Genomic DNA, 22,003 nt, shown 5'->3' with positions numbered 1-22,003 from the left:
GGATTCGTCCTTTTTTTTGATTAGAATGTGAATTTCTTTATTTCTTTGTGCATTTCCTGGGATAAGGCATCCAAATCACTAGCCAGGGCATTTAATTGTTCCATGGAAGCATTCGTTTGTTCTACGGAAGCTGATACTTCTTCAGTTCCTGCTGCAGTTTCCTGACTGATCGAATTTAAGCTTTCTGCATTGCTCGCCATTCGTGTGACCTCGTTTACCATATCGTTCATCATCTTTTTTATTTCGTCGAAATTGCTGAATGTATTCGCGATAATCGATGCAATGTGACTGAAGGCATTTTCCGTATCCGATACAGAAGTATCCTGAAGATGGATTTTTTGATTGACTTGATCAATCAAATGAACGGTATTGGTTGTATCGGTTTGCATGGCTTGAATGATTTCAGAGATTTCTTTCAGTGAGTTTTCCGTCTGTTGGGCCAATTTCTTCACTTCATCGGCTACAACTGCAAATCCCTTTCCGTGCTCACCGGCCCTGGCTGCTTCGATGGCGGCATTCAGGGCGAGTAAATTCGTTTGTCCTGCAATCCCGCTTATGGTCTTTACGATCGCACTAATATCATTGGAGCGTGCATCCAATGATTTGACTGCCGTACTCATCTTACTGGAAATCAGGGATGTTTCATTGAATTGCTGTTTGAGGCCTTGCACTTGAGTGATTCCGTTTTCGGAAGCCTTGAACATATTTTCGGATTCCGTGGCCATTTTGCTCGCTTGCGTTTCAAGACCATGGATTTTATCAGCCAATAGCTTTACAGCCATTTCGTTATTCTGCCCGACTTCAATTTGGTCTATGGCACCGGCCGCTATTTGTTCCATCGTCATGGCCACCTCGTTAGCTGCCGCTGAATTTTCATCTGCACTAGCCACTAGCGTCATGGAGGATTCCGATACTTTATCGGAAAGGTTGTTGACAACGCCTAACATATGGCTCATATTCCTGGTCATTAAGCTGGTGTCTTCTGCAAGTTGCCCAATCTCGTCTTTCCTGGAAATGAAATTATTGGTTGTGAAATCGCCTTCAGCCATTTTCCGTATGGATTCCTGCAGCTTTTTAATGGGATTCGTTAGCGAACGGGTGATGAAGATGGCAGATAGTGCAGTGACAGTAAAGACGATCAGCAGTGTGATGATATTATCGATTACCATCGGGCTTGCACGGACTTTCACTTCATTTTCATCCATTACCCCTGTTATTCTCCATCCAGTTGTCGGATTGGTGGCGTATCCGATGATCCGGCTTTGCCCTTCGTATTCCTCGATCATTGAACCGGATGCACTTTTCATTTTTCTGAACATATTTTCCTTTGATATATCCTGTTGGATTTTTTCCTTGTCTGGATGTGCAACGAATGACCCTTTCTTATCCAGCAAAACCGCATAGCCCGTTTCACCGAATTTCGTTTGATTGACCATCGTGATCAATGTATCGATCGAGATGTCGACACCGAGCACGCCTATTAATTCATCACGATCATCATATATGGCTTTTGCTGCCGTAATGACAAGTGCATTTGTCGCTTGATCCGTATAAGGTTCCGTCCAAATGGTCTTGTTTTTTTGTTTCAAAGCCGATTGATACCAATCCCTTTGTCTTGGATCAAAGTCAGCCGGCAATTCAGCTTTTGGGAATATCAATGTTTTTCCGTCTTTCTCTGTGCCAAGGTATAAACCAATTATTTCAGAACTGCTCGACTGTGTATGGGAAAATTCATCCATTATCGATTCGGGGTTCTTATCATAAGTACTCATGATAGGGTACTTACCGATCCTATCCAATTGATTTTCCGTTTTTTGAAAGAAGATTTCGAAAGAATCGTTCATTGACTTGACTTGTTCTTCTGTCGTTCCGGTAAGTTCCTGGGTCGTCAACTCGATACTATTTTTATAGCTCATGTAAGAGATGGCCATTCCGCTTATCATGATCAAAGCTAAAAAAGGAATCAAAATTTGTTTTTTTAGCGAATTAAAATACCAGTCTGTCAGTCTTTTCATTTTGGACAATTCTCCTTATATTCTTCAAATTGATTTAGGTTCTATAAGATATTTCGGTCTGCTTTGATTTTTTTGAAGTTTCAAGTTAGAAAATTCCCAATATTAATTTTGACTTGGAAGGGCTTACATTTATTCTAGGTGGGAGAGGGGGATAAAGTAGATTAAAAAAGAGCTGACTGCCATGGTCAACTCTTTCATTCATTGCTATTCGACTTGGATATTTTTTGTCCTGCCCATATACCATGTGTAAAACTCGTCTGCATATTCAACGGATACATCTTGGAGCTTTGTATGGTGTACCGGCTTGGAGCGGTTGATCGTTTCAATTGTGGCAAGACCGAAAAGCTTTTGCAACTTTGTACGTTCCACCTCAATTTGAATGACCTTGCTTCTTTTGGTAATGAATAGTGATGTTTCCAAACTTCCGGATTTTAACTGAATGAACTCATCATTTAACAAGTAACGGCTATTTTTGTAATCCATTATTCTCAATGAATAAATGAGGACGAGTAAAATCAGCGAGATATACCATAGGGAGGGTTTAAAAAAATAAATCGCCAATGTTGTGAGAATCCAGAAAAAGCTGGGCCTTAGCATTCGAATCTTGAAGGCCTGTCCCGATAGGGGCTTCATTGACTGTTCCACTTTGTAAGCGGGTAAAATCTCTTCTACCATCCCATATGCCCGTTCAATTGATAAAAAAGGATAGAGTGTATTCGTTTCCAGCTCTTCATCGCCCGTATTTCCTGCACTGACCAGTTTCACTTCTGCCAGGCCTAGCAATCTTTTAATGATGGATTGGGTGATTTCTACAGCTTGTACTTTTTCTTTCTGAATGGAAAAAGCGGATTCATCCAATACACCTTTCTTTATATATATACGCTCGTGATCGGATGAAATTTCATATTTTCCATATTTGACGAAAGTGGAAACGATTCCGAAGGCAACGGCGACACATATGAGGCCTGCAAGAACGATTGTTATGATCCACCACGTATCCAATAACTTGGCAAGAAACCCTTCGGCATTCTCCAAATTGATAAAATCATCGAGTGTATTATATAACGTAGCCAATATCGGGATAAGAGCCAGGAAGCTGAGTGATGTAAAGGAAGCTTTCAGCACATCCTGTTTGGTTGGTGTGAAATGGATCGTTTTCCCATTGATTGATTCTGCTATACGCTCTTCGGGAATTTCCACTTCGATAACCGTAATTTCCTGTTTTGAAGCATATTCCCCCTCCAGCCGTTCGGCCTCTTTTCGGGAAATCACCTCAAAAGGTACGGTACCCTGATCACCAGTCATCCCCGTTTCGAATGTTATAGAGGTTAAACTGAAAATTTTATGAAATAACGTCGTGCGTTGCTGAACATTCTGTACCTTATGAAGAGGGATCGTTCGATACGACTTCGAGATAAGGCCTGAAGTAATATATATGGTTCCTTCTTTGATTTGGTATGTATACGTATACCATTTTAGGATGATGAAAATGACTTTCCAAATCAAATAAACAAGAAAACCGATTTGAAGTACCTTCATATACATCTTTTCAGAACCGAAGTTCAGGACATAAAGCATGATGATGAAAAACGCATTTCCTTTCAGCAATTTCCAAAACTCGAAGGGGATTTTGAAAGGGTGTAATCGTTTTGCATGTTCTTCCATCATTAATCCACTTCCTTAATTTTTGCGAAATGGGCAATTTTATCTCGTAATTCATAAGCCTCTTTCTCTGGGATGGCAGGTATGTCATGAGAGTCCCCCATTGTTCCAATGCTCAGGGAGTAAAGGTTATATTTTCGCAAAAACGGTCCTTGGTTCAATTTGACGGATTGGACCTTCGTCATCGGAATGAGTTCATGCGTTTCACTCCAGGCTCCACGTTTTGTTTGAATGAATTCTTCGTTCACGTCGTAACGCCAATACTTTTGCAACAAGATCGGTTCAATGAAGATGGACCAGATTGCATGAATAAAAGATAATGTGATAAGTCCGTTTAAAATCCATCCAATCCATTCTTTCCAAGTGAAATAATCATCAATAAATAATAGGATGCCAAGGACAGTGAGGATAATGAGATTGGTAATGGCTCCAGTCATCCGCCAAACCTTCACTGATTCTTTGGAAATTTTCTTAGTTGGTGGCTGTATCTTTGAATACATATATTCACTCCTTACTATGTCTTTATACTTATACGGATTAGCCGACAAGAAAGTTCCCTATTATCCTTTTGTGCCAAGAAATCATGAAGTCGGGGGTCCCTATCGGTTCCGTGGAGTGGCGGCCGAATAATCCTCCAGTTTCCTGAGTATGTATAAATAAAGACTTCTAGTGGATCTTTTCTTTTTATATGACTGTAAATTGGACAAGATAGAAGTGGTGAGCTTTTAGAGTGGGAGTGATAGGTTTGACATACAAAAGGAAGTTGAGTTTTATATTCTTCCTGTTTTTGATCTGTTTTTTTAATGGAGAATCGATGCAGGCTGCGAATGATGATGGAAACCTAGGGCAGGAAATTCAACAAATATTGGATGAATCGCCGGGATTGGCTGGCGCGTTAACGGGAATTTCCATCCGTTCAGCTGAAACGGGGGAAATGATTTATGAACGGGGGTCGCAAACAAGATTACGGCCTGCTTCGAACCTTAAGCTATTGACTGCAGCAGCTGCGCTGGAAACTTTAGGGGAAGATCATGCTTTTCAAACGGAACTATACATAAAAGGAGTGCAAGTTGGCCATGTTCTGCAGGGCGATGTGTACCTGAAGGGAAAAGGGGATCCGACTTTATTGGAAAAGGATTTCGATGAGCTTGCAGCTTCACTGAAGCACAAACAAGTTAAGGTGGTTCATGGGGATCTTATAGGCGATGATTCTTGGTATGACGATGTTCGTTATTCCCAAGATTTAGTTTGGAGCGATGAACAGGAATATTACGGGGCGCCCGTTTCAGCTTTAACAGCTTCCCCGAATGAAGACTACGATACCGGTACCATCATCGTGGAGATATCCCCAGGGAAAAAGGCTGGTAAAAGGGCAACAGTGAAGCTGAAGCCGGAAACGGATTATGTGAAGGTCATCAACAAAACAAAAACCGAATCGGAAGATGGCAATAAGAAAATTGAAGTCGAACGCTCTCATGGCACACAAGTCATTACGGTGACCGGAACCATTCCGGAGCATGCCGGGGTGACCAAAGAGTGGATCTCGGTGAAAGATCCCACAGAATATGCCTTAAGCCTATTTGAAAACTCAATGAACAAACATGGAATTAAAGTGTTGGGAAAAAGGAAAAGAGGGAAGACGCCAGTAGGAGCGGACATGATTGCCACTCATCGGTCCATGCCGCTTTCACAACTGCTTATTCCTTTCATGAAATTGAGCAATAACAGCCATGCCGAGGTTTTGGTGAAAGAAATGGGCAAAGAGGCAGAAGGAGAGGGAAGCTGGAAGGATGGTTTGAAGGTTGCTCGAAATCAGCTGAAGAGTATGGGTCTTGATATGCAAACGATCATGATGCGTGATGGATCTGGAATTTCCCAAGTCAATATGATTCCAGCGAATGAAATAACGAAACTGTTGTATGCCGTACAGGAAAAAACGTGGTTTCCTGCATACTTGAACGCTTTGCCGATTGCAGGCGACGAAAATCGGATGGTGGGCGGTACGCTAAGGAAGAGGATGAAAGGGACTTATGCAGCCGGGAATGTTCGAGCTAAAACAGGGACGATTTCAGGAACGAGCTCCTTATCAGGTTATGTTACGACCAAAGGAGGGGAAAAAGTCATATTTTCGATCATCTTGAATAATTTCGTAGAAGAAAAAGGCATTACGGCAATCCAGGATAAGATAGCCGTGATGCTCGCAGAAAAAGAAATCCGGTTGGGGATTGGCCTTTAGTATCCATTTGGAAAACAAAGTCTAGAAACGGATCGTCATCTGCCCATTCATTTTCTTCGGCAAATCCGAATTGGCAGCATATAGCCGATGAGCCATTTTATTGCTGACTCGATATCGGCTTCGATCGTAAATCCGAATGGCGGATTCAATTCAATGGTCATTCGATAACATTGCCAGCACCTCCTTCTAGTTTTTTTCATTTTAATCCTCTCAAGGAAGGAATTTGAGGGAGGATGAATAGAAATAAGTAGTATAGGAGGAATGCTCATGAATTTTCCAACACTTGCTGGACAGTATACAATTAGCAGTCTTATAGCTGAAATTCACGAAATTTCCAATAAACGATCTCCATATATATTGGCCATAGACGGACGGGGCGGATCTGGAAAAAGTACACTTGCTTCCCGTATCCAAGCTGAGTGTCCGGGTAGCGCGGTCGTTCATATGGACGATTTTTATTTGCCATCACCGGATAGGTTCCAACTGCCTCCATCCCAAAAGCAGATTGGTGCGGATTATGATTGGGAGCGGGTGTTTAATCAAATTCTGAAACCGCTTACAAATGAACGGGAAGCAAGGTATCAAAGGTATGATTGGGAAACAGACACTTTGGCAGAATGGCATGATGTTCCTGCTGAAGGCCTTGTTATTATAGAAGGAACATATTCCATCCGTAAAGAATTGGCAGGGTACCATGATTTCACGATTTGGGTGGAATGTCCCCGTGATCAGCGTTTGAAACGGGGGCTTGAGCGGGATGGTGAAGAAACGCGGCAAATGTGGGAGGATAATTGGATGATGCATGAAGACCTTTATGTGGGTGCGCAAAGGCCTCAAGAAAGAGCGGATCTTGTTGTGGACGGAACGAGCTGAATCCGTGGATTTCTGGAACTCGCTTTTAATTGTAAGGGTTTACCTGTAAAATTATATGTATGTTTAGATAATGCCGGAAACTTGGGGGGGAACTATGTTTACTAATGAAGAACAAGCTGCCGTATATAAAGCCATTTATAATCGAAGGGATATCAGGAGTTTTTTGCCTAAGCCCATTTCAAAGGATATACTCCGCAGAATTTTGGATGCTGCACATCATGCGCCGTCTGTGGGATTCATGCAACCTTGGAGTTTCATCGTGATTTCATCTCAGGAAACCAAGAACAGTTTAGCATGGGCAGCGGATAAAGAAAGAAGGGCACTCGCCATTCATTATGAAGGCGATAAAGAAAATAAGTTTCTTAGTTTGAAAGTGGAAGGGTTAAAAGAAGCACCTTACACCATTTGTGTTACATGCGACCCGACACGGGGCGGCTCCCATGTTTTAGGGAGGAATTCCATTCCGGAAACGGATATCCTATCCACAGCCTGCGCGATTCAAAATATGTGGCTGGCTGCCTGTGCGGAAGGATTGGCAATGGGATGGGTAAGCTTTTATAAGAAAAATGATATTCGTGATATTTTGGAGATTCCGCCGCATGTAGAACCCGTCGCACTCCTGTCGATTGGCTATACGGATCAATATCCGGATAAACCCATTCTTGAACTTGCTAATTGGGAAAAAAGAAGGCCGATGGATGAACTTATTTTCATAGATAAATGGGGTAATAAATAAAACGATATATTATGATTCCAGCCCCTGTCTTTGGGGTTTTTTGTTGAGAGTTTTTACAAAAAACAGAAATGAAGCAGTGGAAAATAGAGGACCCTTACGATGGATACATCTTTTGTAAGAGTCTTTTAAAATGCGTCATTCCGTAATATGGACACAAAATTTGGTTTGATTTTAAAATCTGCGCCGTTTTGAAGATCCCGGTATACCGAGATCTTCACGGTATTTTGCAATAGTGCGGCGGGAGATCTTCATCCCTTCATTTTCGAATATTTGACAAAGCTTCTGATCTGAAAAAGGCTTTATCTTATCTTCAGCGGCAATCAGGACCTTTATTTTTTCTTTGATGGTGGTCGTTGATTCGGCTGCTGGGCTGTTCACGCGGTTTAACCCTCTAGTAAAGAAGTTCCTAAGTTTAAAGAGTCCATGCGGCGTCTGGATATATTTATTGCTCGTCGCCCTGCTGATTGTTGATTCATGAACCTGAAGTTTTTCCGAAATGTCTTTCAGTGTCATAGGTTTTAACCCCGTAATTCCCTTCATGAAAAACTCTTGCTGCTGGTCCACTATTGTTGCTGCCACTTTGTAAAGAGTCATTTGCCTTTGTTCGAGCCCTTTTAAAAGTAATTGGGCATCATTTATGTGCCCTTTTATATAATCTTTAGCTGGATTGACAGGATTCAGAGCGATGTGGTCCTTGTAGAAAGGACTGATGGAAAGCTTAGGTGTGCAGCTATCATTGACCGTTATCAGAAAACCTTCTTTTTCTTTTTCCACGTAAACGTCCGGAATGATGTAATGAGTCAAGTCATTGGAAAAGTGACTGACGGGACGCGGGTTTAACCTACGGATGAAATCCGCCGCTTCTTGCACTTCCTGAATGGTCACTTTGTATAGGGCGGCAATTTTTCTGTAGCGTTTTTCTGCTATGTCCGTTAAGTGCTTTCTAACGATCTTATACGCCAGTTCATTGCGACTCTCATGCTCACGCAGCTGAATGAGTAAGCAATCGGTCAGATCTTTAGCCCCGACTCCAATCGGGTCAAGGGATTGCAAAACTTGAATCATTTTTTCTATTTCTTCGACGGACACGGAAAAATGCGAGGCAGTCCAATTGGCATCCAATTCAAGAAACCCATATTCATTTAAGTTTCCAATTAAAAATTGGAGAACCTTCCTTTCAATTGCTTTCAACGAACTTAGTAAACTCAATTGTTCCAGCAAATGGCTTTCCAGTGTTTCTGTGTTGATTGAATAATTGTTGATAGGGTTGTAATCATTGTCTCCGTTGAAACTTTTACTTTTAGAGGACCGTTTCAGAGAATTTATTTTAGGTATACGAATGCTGGATTCAGAAAGTGATGCGAGGGGGTCTTCAAATCTTATTTCGAGAACGGGATTTTCGTAAGCCTGCCGGTTTAGGAAATCTATTAGTTCATGGGTCGAATATTGAAGGATCTTTATCGATTGCTGTAATTCAGGGGTTAATGACAATTTCAAGGTTTGTTTTTGGTACAGTTCAAATCCTACCTGCATATATATCAACTTCTTTCGTTTAGATTAACTAACATGGCGGCTCAAAAGGGATGGAAAAATATTAACATGATAATAATACAAATCTTCCGAAAATTCAACATTTTGTGTCAGGTTTTATAACATCAACTAGGGGACAGGTAATTTAGTATTTATTCTAATGAATGGGCGTTAGGTGATTCGAATATGAATCGAATGATTTATATGTGAATCAAAGCAACCTCCTAATGATTTATATATGAATCGTTTTAACTTGAATACCTTTAATATAAGGCACATATAATTTGGCATGCATCTTGCTATATCTAAATATATAAATAAAAAATAAACTAGTTTGAAAAAATCCACTACAAGAGAAGGGTGTTTTTTACATGATAAAAGAAACGACGGGTATTCAGGAATTAATCGATTTGGATAAAAAGCATTTTATTCATCCGACTACGGCAATCGAGCAACAGCAGGCAGATGGTCCAAGTTTCATCTTTAAGGAAGGGAAGGGAATATATCTTACGGATGTCACGGGCAGGACTGTCATTGATGGCATGGCTTCACTTTGGAATGTGAATATCGGACATGGACAAGAAGAGTTGGCTGAAGTCGCGAAGGAACAAATGACGAAGCTAGCTTTCACCTCAAGTTTCGCCACTTTCAGCAATGAGCCGGCAATCCGGTTGGCGGCCAAGATCGCTTCCATTGCTCCTGGGGATCTGAATGCGGTTTTCTTCACTTCAGGTGGATCGGAGTCGAATGATACGGCCATTAAACTTGCTCGTCATTACTGGCTTTTGAAAGGGCAGCCTAATCGTCAAAAAATCATTTCCCGCTCGAAATCCTATCATGGAGTGGCAATGGGAGCTACAAGTGCGACTGGCCTGAAGCCGTTCCGAGACTTCACGAATTCAATCGCACCGGATTTTTACCATGTGGACGGTTCTTCCATTGAGGAGTTGCGTAAGGTCATAGAACAGGAAGGGCCGGAAACGATTGCAGCATTTATTGCTGAACCGATTCAAGGTGCTGGTGGCGTGAACCTTCCTCCAGAAGGCTATTTTAAGGAAGTAAGGGAGATTTGTAATGAATACGGCATTTTAATGGTGACGGATGAAGTCATTACAGGTTTCGGAAGAACAGGGACTTATTTTGGGATAGAACACTTTGGTGTTGTACCTGATATGATGTGCTTCGCAAAAGGTGTGACGAGCGGATATGCACAGTTAGGCGGGGTCGTCCTGAATGATAAGATGCATCAGGATTTCATTGCCCTTTCAAAAGGTACCCTTTTACACGGCTACACCTACAGTGGCCATCCTATGGCATGTGCGGTTGCTTTGAAAAATATTGAAATAATTGAACGTGAAAACTTGATAGAAAACTCGAAACAGCGTGGTGAAGAGTTGCTTGCCGGCTTTAAGAAGCTTCAAAGCAAACACCCGATTATTGGTGATGTCAGGGCACTTGGATTAATTGGAGGCATCTCCATCGTAAAGGACAAACAAACAGGCGAAGGCTTTGAGACACAGCTTGCTCCAAGACTGGTTGCTGAAGCGGCGAAGAATGGTTTGATTTGCCGGTCTGTTACGTTTGACCAAGATACACTCGTATTCGCACCGCCTTTAATCATTACTAAATCGGAAGTCGAAAGAATAATTGAAATCCTTGATGAGACATTTACTGCTGTCGAAAAAGAAATTTTATAAGAGGTGAAAGTGATGGTCATGACGGAAACGCTGAAAAAGAAATTATTCATTAATGGTAAATGGCAAGAAGCTGAAAAGTTCACGACACTAAAGTCTCCCTATAGCGGGGAAGTTCTGGCGGAGATTCCTTCTGCAAGCCTTGAAGAAGTAGAGTTGGCAATAGAATCAGCCTATCAAGCTAGAAAAACAATGGCAGCTTTACCTAGTCATAAACGCGCTGCAATACTTGAAAAACTTGCGAGCCTTTTGGAGAGCCGCAAAGATGAGGCAGCTGAAATTATTGCTAAAGAGGCAGCAAAACCGATCAAAACGGCAATGGTTGAAGTATCCCGGACGATTGCCACATATAAATTTGCAGCAGAGGAAGCAAAAAGGATTCATGGGGAAACATTGACGATGGATGCTACAGCTGACGGAGAAGGAAGGATAGGATACACAGTCCGTGAGCCTCTAGGCGTTGTGGGTGCGATTACCCCTTTTAATTTTCCGATGAACCTGGTTGCCCATAAAGTAGGCCCGGCCATTGCTGCCGGAAATACACTTGTCCTGAAACCTGCGAGCCAAACACCGCTATCTTCGCTATTTCTTGCTGAACTATTAGCCGAAACGGATTTGCCGGCAGGTGCGTTTAATTTAGTTACCGGAAGCGGTTCGGTTATTGGTGATAAATTAGTCACCGATTCACGGGTGAAGAGCATTTCATTTACTGGAAGTCCGGCCGTCGGAATCGGAATCCGAAATAAGGCAGGATTAAAGAAAGTGAGTCTTGAACTAGGTTCGAATGCGGCTGTCATCGTTGATAAAGGGATCGATATCGATAAAATCATCCAACGCTGTGTATCGGCAGCATTCGCTTTTCAAGGGCAGGTCTGTATTTCCTTACAGCGCGCATATGTTCATGAAGAGGTATATGATGAGTTCGTCAAAAAATTCATAGAAGCAACGAATGGCTTGAAACTAGGAGATTCTTTGGACCCGTCTGTGGATATTTCGGCATTAATCAGTGCTGGTGATGTACAGCGAAGCCTGGATTGGATTAGTGAAGCTAAACAACACGGTGCAATCGTTGCTGCAGGAGGTAAATCTGAAGGGAATATCCTGCATCCGACTGTGTTGCTGGAAGTGGATGCAATGCTTAAGGTATCTTGCCAGGAAGTATTCGCTCCCATTGTTTTGATCAATAAGGTTTCTTCTGTTGAGGAAGCGATTGACTTGGTCAACGATTCCGAGTTCGGATTGCAGGCCGGGATTTACACGGAAAATATCAATCTGGCTCTTTCTGCCGCAGAAAAATTGGAAGTAGGCGGTGTTATCATTAACGATATCCCAACTTACCGCGTCGACAACATGCCGTATGGCGGAGTCAAAAAAAGCGGGACGGGCCGCGAAGGGTTAAAATATGCCATTGAAGAAATGACGGAAATGAAACTGATCATTATTAACCGAAATTAATCAGAAAAGAGGTGAGCAGCTGCTCATCTCTTTTTTTGAGCTGAGGCTTATTTTTCTATGAATCTTGAAAGAGGTTAAGATGAAGGAGTGCTCATATGTTATGCAAAAATGAATAGGTAATTCACGATTGAATTTAAATGAGACAGGAAAGAGTAAAAAAAACGTGTGTTACCTATTATTTCAAGCTGGCATGAATCTTGCTCATATCTTATATATAGGTTGATAACTTAAAACCGAGGAGGAATTTACATGCAGGAAACTTTGCAAAATAACACGAAAAAAGAAGGAACGGGAGCACTGGACTTAAAGATGTTCATCAATGGGGAATGGGTGAATTCGACTTCAGGGGAGAAGAGGGACGTATTGAATCCGGCTACGGGGGAAATTATTGCCAAAGCTGCGGAAGGAACACAGGAAGATGTGGATGCAGCGGTCGAGGCAGCAAAATATGCTTTCTATGAAGGTGGTTGGTGGGGAACTCCTGCGGTGGAAAGAGCTCGCATTTTATTCAAAATAGCCGACAAAATAGAAGAAAAAGCTGAAGAATTAGCTGCGTTGGAAACATTGGATAATGGGAAACCATTGCGTGAGGCTCGTTATGATATAGCAGATTCAGCAGCCTGTTTTAGATATTATGCAGGATTGGCTACTAAACCGACCGGTCAAACTTTTGAAGTTCCTGACGGTCAGCAAGCGATGGTCGTAAGGGAACCGATCGGTGTATGCGGGCAGATCGTACCTTGGAATTTTCCGCTAATGATGTCAGCGTGGAAACTCGCCCCGGCGCTTGCTGCAGGAAATTCAGTTGTGTTCAAACCATCTGAGATCACTCCTGTGACAGCGGTCAAACTATTCGAAATCATGGATGAAGTCGGATTGCCAAAAGGTGTCGCAAACCTTGTGTTAGGAGCGGGACCAGTTGTCGGACAAGCCATTGCCGAACATGAGGAAATCGATAAAGTGGCCTTTACAGGAGGAACGGCAACAGGACGTAAGATCATGGAGGCTTCACTGGGTAACCTAAAGAAAGTGACATTGGAGCTCGGCGGGAAATCGCCTAATATCGTATTTGCGGACTCTGACTTTGAGACGGCCGTTGATTATGCTCTATACGGGATATTCTGTAATCAAGGACAAGTGTGTTCAGCAGGTTCTCGTTTACTGTTGGAAGAGTCCATTTACGATCAGTTCATCGCAAGTCTTACTGCGAAGGCGAAAAAGATCAAAGTAGGTTCAGGTTCTGATGAAAGCAGCCAGATGGGACCTATCGTTTCAGAAGCCCATATGAACAAAATATTATCGTATATCCAAATCGGAAAAGAAGAAGGTGCCAAAATAATCGTCGGTGGAAATCGAATGAAAGAAGAAGGCTTGGAAAAAGGTTACTTTGTCGAACCTACAATTTTTGTTGATACGACACCGGACATGCGGATTGTGCAGGAAGAAATTTTTGGACCGGTGCTTGTCGTTCAAAAGTTCAAGGATGAAGCGGAAGCACTTCGACTGGCAAATGATACGAAATATGGTTTAGCGGGAGCGGTGTTCACGAATGATATTGCAAAAGCGTACCGTGTCATTAAAAAAGTGCGTGCCGGCATCACGTGGATAAACTCATATCATCCGACTTATAACGAAGCTCCGTGGGGAGGATTCAAGCAAAGCGGAAATGGACGCGAACTGGGAACTTTCGGTTACGAAGCTTACACTGAAGTGAAGCAAATCAATAACAACTTGGATATCCAGCCAACAGGCTGGTTTGATGAAGAATAAATGGCTTGACGAAAAGGCTGTTCCTTGTGGAACAGCCTTTTTTTGTGGAATCGCAGATAAATATCAAAAATCGAAGATATAACTCCGGAAAGTGCAGATAAATATCAAAAATCGAAGATATAACTCCGGAAAGTCAGATAAATATCAGAAAGTGCAGATATGACTCCGGAAAACGCAGATATATTCAAAGATTGCTTACATTGATTTACTTTTGGTGGACTTTTTCAAGATCAACCCGTCCTGAAAAGAAAACGGCGCCATTACCCATATCTGAGAGACGATCTGGGGTAAGGGAATTGATGTGCTGTTTTGTTTCAGGCGTATTCTGCCACAAGCCTTGGCTGACAAGAACGCCGGGTAACACATTTTCACCGGGAGCAGCGGTAAGCAAACATTCACCGCGACCGTTCCAGATTTTAACCATATCTCCAGAGGATATTCCCATTGTTTTGGCATCGGCGGCATTCATGTGCAGCTTCGGTTCCTTTTCCAAGGAGATATGTTTGGCATTATTTGAAAAGGTTGAATTCAAGAAATTGTGATTAGGTGCCGGAATGAATAAAAATGGCAGGTCGCTGTCTTTTATGATTGGAGTATATGTTGGCAAAGGCTCGTATCCATCCTGCTTCATCCGTTCGGAATAAAGTTCGATTTTACCGCTTGGTGTCGGGAGTTTTCCTGGGAACATCGGCTGCATCTTGGCTTTGACAAATTGATTCCTTGAAAGGGAGTCATAGGTGATGCCTTCTAAATGAGGGTTTTCGGAAAAATCCAGCGCCTGACGTATCATATCTTCCTCTGAATCCCTAAATGCTTGTTCCCCAAATCCCATTCCAGCAGCTAACAGTTTGAACAGTTCAACATTCGATTTCGACTCGCCATATTTTTCGACTACAGGTTTTTGTATTTGCACGTAATTATGCCAGTATGAATTATAAAAATCCTCCGTTTCATAAGATGATGTGGCAGGGAGGACGAGGTCGGCAAACATGGCCGTTTCGGTTAAGAATAAATCATGTACAACTGTAAATAGATCTTCCCGCATTAGGCCTTCCTGCACCTTATTAGCATTCGGAGCGACAAGTGCTGGGTTGGATCCGTATACAAACATGGAGCGAATCGGGTTTTCTTTTTCCAGAAGTGCTTGACCGATTTGGTTCATATTAATGGTCCGGGTAGCTTTATTATGCAATAAATCAGGACGTCTCAAGGCATTTGTATTAAAAGCCAGATATCCAGAATTTCCTTTGATGGCTCCGCCGCCTTCGGCCATCCATTGGCCGGTAAGTGCAGGTAGGCAGGCAATGGTACGTACCGCCATGCCGCCATTGTCATGGTGCTGCAGGCCATTGCCTATCCGAACGAATGATGGACTTGTGGCGCCATACATCCTGGCTAATTCATATAAGTCTTCAATTGGAACGCCAGTGATAGCAGAGACGGTTGCAGGGTCATATTGGCGGACGTGTTCCCGCAATTCGGCAGCACCCACTGTGTATTCATCGAGAAAGGGCTGGTCGACTAGATTCTCGGCATATAGTATATGCATTAATCCGAGGGCGAGCGCACTATCTGTGCCAGGCAGAATCGGAATGAACCAATCTGCCCACTTGCCGGTTTGGTTTTTATGTACGTCAATGACAACTACTTTGGCCCCGTTTTTTCGGGCTTGCTGGGCAAGCGTTACTTGGTGCATATTTGTGCTCACAGCGTTAATGCCCCACATGATGAAAAGCTTTGTATGAATCGTTTCTTCTGGATCGATGCCGAATGAACCACCCATTGTATAGTTGTATCCGACTGAGCCTGCCGCGTTACAAATGGAACGCTCGAGCATGCTTGCACCGAGTTTGTGGAAAAAACGGCGATCCATCCCCTCGGCGCTGAGGTTGCCCATGTTTCCGTAAAAGCTGTAGGGAAGTATGCTTTCCGGTCCGTGCATTTCAATCAGGCCTTTCCATTTGGAAGTGATTGTGTCAATGGCCTCTTCCCAGCTGATTGGAGCAAAATTCCCTTCTCCTTTCGGACCGATGCGCTTTAATGGCTGTTTTAAGCGATTGGGGTCATATAGGCGGGCAGTCATGTTTCGGACTTTGTTGCAAATATTCCCTTTTGTGACTGGATGATCAGGATCTCCTTGAACTTTAATGATTTTCCCGTCTTTTTTGTGCAACAGTAAACCGCATTGATCAGGACAGTCTAGAGAGCAAACAGAGGGAAAGACTCCATCTGGCTGATTGATATAGGATTGCATGGCGTATTCCTCCTAATAATTTAATCTAATAAAATGAATTTTCTTAATTATATTGAAAGTGAAATCGATCAAAGGTGCAAGAACTTCTTAACATATGTTTTTTTTTCTGATAAGCTTACAAGATGAAAATTAACCTATAAATAGGAGGATTCATTTTTGGATTATGGAATTATAATATCAATTGGAATATACATGGCAGGCATGCTGTTAATTGGTTATTTTGCTTATCGGAAAACGGCCAACTTAACCGATTACATGCTTGGGGGCCGGAACTTGGGCCCGGCTGTAACTGCATTGAGTGCAGGGGCTTCCGATATGAGCGGCTGGCTGTTGATGGGTCTTCCCGGTGCTATGTACATAAGCGGGTTAAGTGCTGGCTGGATTGTCATCGGCCTGTGTACAGGATCTTATTTAAACTGGTTATTCGTGGCACCAAGACTTCGGACATACACGGAAGTGGCCGGCAATTCGATTACGATTCCGGACTTTTTGGGAAATCGGTTTAAAGATGGCTCAAGGGTCTTAAAAGTGGTATCAGCATCTGTCATTTTAATTTTCTTCACCTTTTACACATCCTCAGGCATGGTAGCGGGCGGTGAGCTTTTCCGCTCCGCTTTCAATTTGGATTATCGGTGGGGCATCTGGCTGACGGCGAGCGTTGTTATACTTTATACATTATTTGGCGGATTCCTGGCTGTTAGCTGGACCGACTTCGTACAAGGTACAATCATGTTCATTGCCTTAATTCTAGTACCAGTTGTCACGATTGTAAATATTGGTGGCTGGGACCCTACCTTCAATGAAATAAAATCGATCAACCCGAATTTATTGCATGTCTTTGAAGGAACATCAACCATTGGAATCATATCTCTTCTGGCATGGGGGCTTGGTTATTTCGGGCAGCCTCATATTATCGTTCGATTCATGGCGGTTTCATCTGTTAAAGAATTGAAAAGTGCACGCCGGATCGGTATGGGCTGGATGATTTTTGCTATCGTCGGAGCGATGTTCACCGGATTGGTGGGGATAGCTTATTTTAACCTTGCAAATAGCCCTTTAGGGGAAAAAAATGCTGAGTCCGTCTTCATCATTTTATCTAAAGAACTGTTTCCTTCTTTAATTACAGGCTTCTTGTTGGCTGCTATTTTAGCAGCGGTCATGAGTACGATTGCATCACAGCTGTTAGTATCGGCAAGTGCTCTGACCGATGATTTCTATAAGCAGTTCATTCGGCCGAATGCATCTGATAAGGAATTAGTGCTGGTAGGCCGGTTTGGCGTGTTGGCGATTTCCGCCATTGCCCTATTATTGGCTTTTAATCCAAGCGGCACGATCCTTAAATTGGTGGGTTATGCATGGGCTGGCTTTGGAGCGGCCTTCGGTCCTGTCATTCTGTTAAGCCTGTACTGGAAACGGATGACGAAATGGGGAGCCCTGGCGGGAATGATTGTCGGTACGGCAACCGTGATCATCTGGGATATGATCGATAAGTTCGCTGAAGTATACGAAATCATTCCTGGTTTCATCGCTGGTTCAATAGCGGTAGTCGTTTTCAGCTTATTATCGGCCAAGCCTACAAAAGATATAGAAGAAGAATTCAATCAAGCCATTAAGAACCTCTCTTGATCATTGAAGGTCGTTAAAATGGTGCTGTTTTTTTAGCTATATAAAACAATGAATGTAATATATATGGTACAATACCGATAGAGTCCTTATGTTGAAAACATGAGGGCTTTTTTTGAGTGATTTGGGAATAATAAACCAAAAAACAATACAAAGGAAAAAATATGAACCAATCTCATAAAATTGCATGTAAAGTGGCTTTTATATATATAATCATTGGGGTCTTATGGATTTTCGTTACGGATTACATCTCTATGACACAGTCAAGGGCAGATGTTCAGAGATATGCAATGTTTCAACATTCGAAAGGGTGGATGTTCATTTTCATAACCGGACTTATCCTATACTTCATTATCAGGTATTGGACGGGGAAAATGTTGAGGTCCCAACAGGAATTCGTTCTGAAGGATGAACAGTATCGGTCGCTGTTCAAGCATAACCCGGATTGTGTCCTTGAGCTGGATCTCGAAGGAAATGTCGTTTCGATAAACCCTGAAGCTGAAAAACTATTAGGTCATAACAGTGACAACTTGAAAGGCAAGAATGCGAATCATCTCCTCAACTGGAATGAAAGTGATAAAGTATCTGTATTCTTTAAACGGTCCCTTCAAGGGGAGGCTGTAAAATTCGAAACGACCATCCAGAATGGCAGTGATGAAGAGCGGATAATCCGTGTAACCTTTTTACCGATCATCGTTCACGCGGAAATGCTTGGAGTATATGCAATCGTTCGGGATATTACTGAATTGCGGCGCGAAGAGGAATTGATGATCATGTCTGAAAAGCTATCTGTAATCGGGCATCTGGCAGCAGCAGTCGCACATGAGATACGGAATCCCCTGACATCGTTAAAAGGTTTCGTACAGTTAATGGATATGACGCAGGAGGTGAACCCGCTGCATTCTGATATCATGTTGAAGGAAATTGACCGAATTAATATTATCTCAAGTGAACTTTTGATTCTTGGGAAGAAACAGGATGTAGCATTCCGCAGGATCGATCTTGCCGACAGTTTACAACAGGTATTCACGTTGATGAAAGCGGAAACGAATTTGAATAATATCGAAATGGGGTTCAGGGTTAAAACCGCCGAACCGATTTATATTATGGCTGATCCAATTGAAATTAAACAGTTGATAATCAATATCGTCAAGAACAGCATTGAAGCGATTGAGGATAATGGGAAAATTGATATATCACTGCAAACCGTCGATGGACAAGCAATGGTCAGCGTGAGTGATAATGGCATGGGAATGGTGCCCGAGCGTCTTGAACGGATTGGTGAGCCTTTTTATTCGACGAAAGAAAAGGGCACAGGGATCGGGCTAGCAATTTGCCGGAAAATCGTTCATCGGCTTCACGGGGAAATGCATTTTGAAAGTGAGGTAAACAAAGGGACGACGGTTACAATTCGTATTCCATTGGCTACTGGACAAGAATAAATGGTACTATGAAAGATAGGAAAAGTTATATTTTAAAGGAGAAAGATATGAGCGAATTACCTGAATTAGTGAACGATAGAAAAGCATATATACAAGAGGTCTGGAAAAAGTCCGGATTCGGGCAACTTACCCCGATTCAAACGAAAGCGATTCCGGTGATTGTCGAGGGAAAAGACATCTTGGCCGAATCACCGACTGGTACGGGAAAAACATTAGCATATTTACTGCCATTGCTAGAAAAGGTAGACCCTGAAAAGAAATCGCCCCAAGCTTTGATTTTGGCATCATCACGAGAACTGGTCATGCAAATCAATGAAGAGATTCGCATTTGGTCAGAGGGAAGCGGCATTACGGGTGCAGCATTCATCGGCGGTGCTAATGTGAAAAGGCAGTTGGACAAACTGAAGAAGCGTCCCCAGGTGATTGCTGGAACACCGGGGCGTATTTACGAATTGATTGCCCAAAAGAAATTGAAGATGCATGAAGTTAAGACGATAGTACTTGATGAAGGTGACCAATTGATCACTCCAGAGCATATGGGAACGATCAATAATATTATCAAAACAACGCTAAAAGATCGACAAATCATGGTATTTTCAGCGACCTTGCCGGAGGAAACGGAAAAAGCGGCCCGGGGATTCATGAATGAACCCGAAATGATCAAGGTCGATAAGCATGAAAAAATGGAATCAAAGGTGGACCATCTTTACTTTGTTGTTGAGAGACGGGAAAAGTCCAAGATTCTCGAGAAAATCACAAGAATTAAAGATGTGAAGGCCCTTGCATTCCTGAATGATATAGCGGAGCTGAGCGTCCTACATGAAAAGCTGAGCTATAAAGGTATTGAAATGGGTGTTCTTCATGGTGAATCCAATAAAGTCGACAGGGAGAAAGCGTTGCGGAAGCTTCGTTCGGGAAAATCCCCAATGCTGATAGCAACGGATGTAGCGGCAAGGGGGCTTGATATTAAAGGTCTTACTGCGGTCGTTCATATTGATATGGCCGACAACATCGAACAATATATCCATAGATCTGGGAGAACTGGTCGTGCAGGTGCAGATGGCACTGTTATTTCAATCGTAACGGAAAGAGAAGAGCGAGAGTTGAAAAAAATGGCCCGTGAACTGGAGATTCCATTAACGAGAGTAACCTTCTATGGTGGAAACATCGTAGTCGATGAATGATACAAAAAAAGGGACGGCCATGGCGGCTGTCTTTTTTTTGTAAATGCCCGTTAAGATATAAAAATTTAAAAGTTGCTCATTGTGCAGAATTCCCTGTAGAAAAGTGCCTGTTATTGCTGAATCAAATTGAACGATGGCTGCCTCGGCAAAAGTGCAGTTCAAAAAGAAATGATCCAATAAAGATCAGGATATTATCACCTCAAAGCATTTGATACTATAAAAATTGAATTGGGAAATGATTCTAAATTCAGGAGTTCATTAATGGGGGATAAACATGAATGAAAACGCTTCCTTTATATGGTTTTTTGACATATGATAGCAATAGACATAGGTTAGGAGGAGACGGTATGACAGGAAAGTATAAACAGTTTGAAACGGCAGTCATCCATGAAGGATATGACTCGAAGAAGCATTTAGGAAGCTTGGCAACTCCCTTATTCCAAACCTCAACATTCACTTTCGAAAATGCCGAGCAAGGGGAAAGGCGTTTTGCCGGTATGGAAGATGGATATATTTATTCTCGCCTTGGAAATCCAACGGTACAAGTACTTGAAGAAAAGATTGCCGCTTTGGAAGGAGGGGAAGCTGGCCTTGCTTTCGGTTCAGGCATGGCTGCCGTTTCAGCAGTGCTTTTTGCGTTAACAAAAACAGATGACCACATCCTGTGCTCACAGGGGCTATATGGTTGTACATTTGGCCTCCTGCAGCTAATGAAAAATAAATACCGCATCACACATGATTTTTGTGAAATGGATTCAGAAGAACAGGTAAGGAAAATGATCCGGCCGGAAACGACCTGCATATATGTGGAAACCCCTATCAATCCGACGATGAAAATGATTGACTTACAGATGGTGGTGAGAGTTGCGAAGGAATATGATGTGACGGTCGTTGTCGATAATACGTTTGCGACTCCCTACCTACAGAGACCGCTTGAATATGGCTGTGATATCGTCCTTCATAGCGCTACGAAATATCTTTGCGGGCATGGTGATGTCGTTGCAGGCCTTGTCGTCGGTAAGAAGGAATTCATGAATCAAGTAGCCGGGACTACACAGAAGGATATCGGTGGAATCATTTCACCATTCGATGCCTGGTTACTATTACGGGGGCTGAAGACCTTGCCTGTCAGGATGGACCGTCATTCGGCCAATGCAATGGCAGTCTTTCAAGAACTTAAGAAACATTCAAAGGTGAAAAAGGTATATTATCCAGGTGATGTAGCTTCACCGGATCATTATATAATGCAAAAACAAATGAAACATGGCGGCGGCCTTATCACTTTCGAACTGCATGGCACAAAACAGGATGCACAGGAATTCCTCAATAAATTGAAACTTATCAAAATTGCCGTAAGTCTAGGTGATGCCGAAACATTGATCCAGCATCCCGCTACCATGACGCACTCTGCCGTTCCTGAAGATTCACGGGAACAAATGGGCATCAGTGACCAGCTGGTCCGTCTCTCAGTTGGCCTTGAGGCTTGGGAGGATATCTGGCAAGATCTTCAGCAAGCATTTTAGGGTAAC

The 22,003-nt window shown here is 42.6% G+C and carries 16 protein-coding genes; 10 read left to right on the top strand and 6 right to left on the bottom strand.

From position 1 onward, the window contains the following. Nucleotides 1-20: 20 nt before the first annotated feature. From ACFVSH_RS01085 to ACFVSH_RS01075, 3 genes are all read right to left on the bottom strand, one after another. Nucleotides 21-2,015 (bottom strand): methyl-accepting chemotaxis protein, encoded by a 1,995-nt coding sequence (locus ACFVSH_RS01085; protein WP_387704398.1) that lies wholly within the window; start codon nt 2,013-2,015, stop codon nt 21-23. A gap of 204 nt (nt 2,016-2,219) precedes the next feature. Then, on the bottom strand, nt 2,220-3,683 hold the full coding sequence (locus tag ACFVSH_RS01080) for a PH domain-containing protein (RefSeq protein WP_387601873.1): 1,464 nt from the start codon (nt 3,681-3,683) through the stop codon (nt 2,220-2,222). Beyond that, the gene (locus ACFVSH_RS01075) at nt 3,683-4,177 is read right to left on the bottom strand and encodes a PH domain-containing protein (protein ID WP_387704396.1); all 495 of its coding nucleotides are present in this window, start codon (nt 4,175-4,177) and stop codon (nt 3,683-3,685) included. The genes ACFVSH_RS01080 and ACFVSH_RS01075 overlap by 1 nt, the downstream gene beginning before the upstream one ends. 314 nt (nt 4,178-4,491) lie before the next feature. Here ACFVSH_RS01075 and dacB point away from each other — a divergent pair, with 314 nt between their 5' ends. Further along, nucleotides 4,492-5,913: a D-alanyl-D-alanine carboxypeptidase/D-alanyl-D-alanine endopeptidase gene (dacB, locus tag ACFVSH_RS01070; protein WP_483878284.1), complete on the top strand. Its 1,422-nt coding sequence runs from the start codon at nt 4,492-4,494 to the stop codon at nt 5,911-5,913. Nucleotides 5,914-5,960: 47 nt separating this feature from the next. On the opposite strand, the gene ACFVSH_RS01065 is transcribed toward dacB, so the two are convergent. Continuing rightward, on the bottom strand, nt 5,961-6,113 hold the full coding sequence (locus ACFVSH_RS01065; RefSeq protein ID WP_387601881.1) for a hypothetical protein: 153 nt from the start codon (nt 6,111-6,113) through the stop codon (nt 5,961-5,963). A gap of 67 nt (nt 6,114-6,180) precedes the next feature. On the opposite strand from ACFVSH_RS01065, the gene ACFVSH_RS01060 reads away from it, so the two are divergent. Then, complete coding sequence (locus tag ACFVSH_RS01060) at nt 6,181-6,786, top strand: uridine kinase family protein (protein WP_387601884.1); 606 nt, start codon at nt 6,181-6,183, stop codon at nt 6,784-6,786. A 94-nt stretch (nt 6,787-6,880) separates the two neighbouring features. Further along, nucleotides 6,881-7,522, top strand: a complete 642-nt coding sequence (bluB, locus tag ACFVSH_RS01055; RefSeq protein WP_387704392.1) for a 5,6-dimethylbenzimidazole synthase — start codon at nt 6,881-6,883, stop codon at nt 7,520-7,522. A gap of 171 nt (nt 7,523-7,693) precedes the next feature. On the opposite strand, the gene rpoN is transcribed toward bluB, so the two are convergent. Then, complete coding sequence (rpoN, locus tag ACFVSH_RS01050; RefSeq protein ID WP_387704390.1) at nt 7,694-9,055, bottom strand: RNA polymerase factor sigma-54; 1,362 nt, start codon at nt 9,053-9,055, stop codon at nt 7,694-7,696. A 368-nt stretch (nt 9,056-9,423) separates the two neighbouring features. Between rpoN and ACFVSH_RS01045 the strand changes: the two genes are divergently transcribed. From ACFVSH_RS01045 to ACFVSH_RS01035, 3 genes are all read left to right on the top strand, one after another. Further along, on the top strand, nt 9,424-10,749 hold the full coding sequence (locus tag ACFVSH_RS01045) for an aminotransferase family protein (RefSeq protein ID WP_192207744.1): 1,326 nt from the start codon (nt 9,424-9,426) through the stop codon (nt 10,747-10,749). 18 nt (nt 10,750-10,767) lie between these two features. Beyond that, complete coding sequence (locus ACFVSH_RS01040) at nt 10,768-12,201, top strand: aldehyde dehydrogenase family protein (RefSeq protein ID WP_387704410.1); 1,434 nt, start codon at nt 10,768-10,770, stop codon at nt 12,199-12,201. Nucleotides 12,202-12,450: 249 nt separating this feature from the next. After that, nucleotides 12,451-13,971 (top strand): aldehyde dehydrogenase family protein, encoded by a 1,521-nt coding sequence (locus ACFVSH_RS01035; RefSeq protein WP_387601890.1) that lies wholly within the window; start codon nt 12,451-12,453, stop codon nt 13,969-13,971. Between the two features lie 205 nt (nt 13,972-14,176). On the opposite strand, the gene ACFVSH_RS01030 is transcribed toward ACFVSH_RS01035, so the two are convergent. Continuing rightward, nucleotides 14,177-16,225, bottom strand: coding sequence for a molybdopterin oxidoreductase family protein (locus ACFVSH_RS01030; RefSeq protein WP_387704388.1), 2,049 nt, complete (start codon nt 16,223-16,225; stop codon nt 14,177-14,179). A gap of 156 nt (nt 16,226-16,381) precedes the next feature. On the opposite strand from ACFVSH_RS01030, the gene putP reads away from it, so the two are divergent. The 4 genes from putP (at nt 16,382) to megL (ending at nt 21,997) form a co-directional block, all read left to right on the top strand. Next, complete coding sequence (putP, locus tag ACFVSH_RS01025; protein WP_387601896.1) at nt 16,382-17,851, top strand: sodium/proline symporter PutP; 1,470 nt, start codon at nt 16,382-16,384, stop codon at nt 17,849-17,851. 251 nt (nt 17,852-18,102) lie between these two features. Beyond that, nucleotides 18,103-19,290, top strand: coding sequence for an ATP-binding protein (locus ACFVSH_RS01020; RefSeq protein ID WP_387704386.1), 1,188 nt, complete (start codon nt 18,103-18,105; stop codon nt 19,288-19,290). 47 nt (nt 19,291-19,337) lie between these two features. Next, nucleotides 19,338-20,474, top strand: coding sequence for a DEAD/DEAH box helicase (locus ACFVSH_RS01015; protein WP_387601902.1), 1,137 nt, complete (start codon nt 19,338-19,340; stop codon nt 20,472-20,474). Between the two features lie 347 nt (nt 20,475-20,821). Further along, nucleotides 20,822-21,997: a methionine gamma-lyase gene (gene megL, locus ACFVSH_RS01010; protein ID WP_387704384.1), complete on the top strand. Its 1,176-nt coding sequence runs from the start codon at nt 20,822-20,824 to the stop codon at nt 21,995-21,997. The last annotated feature ends 6 nt before the right edge of the window (nt 21,998-22,003 follow it).

Source organism: Peribacillus sp. NPDC058002, assembly GCF_042886655.1.
Classification (GTDB): Bacteria; Bacillota; Bacilli; order Bacillales; family DSM-1321; genus Peribacillus; species Peribacillus aracenensis.
Note: the sequence above shows the minus strand (reverse complement) of the source record. Positions and strands in the feature narration are given on the sequence as shown.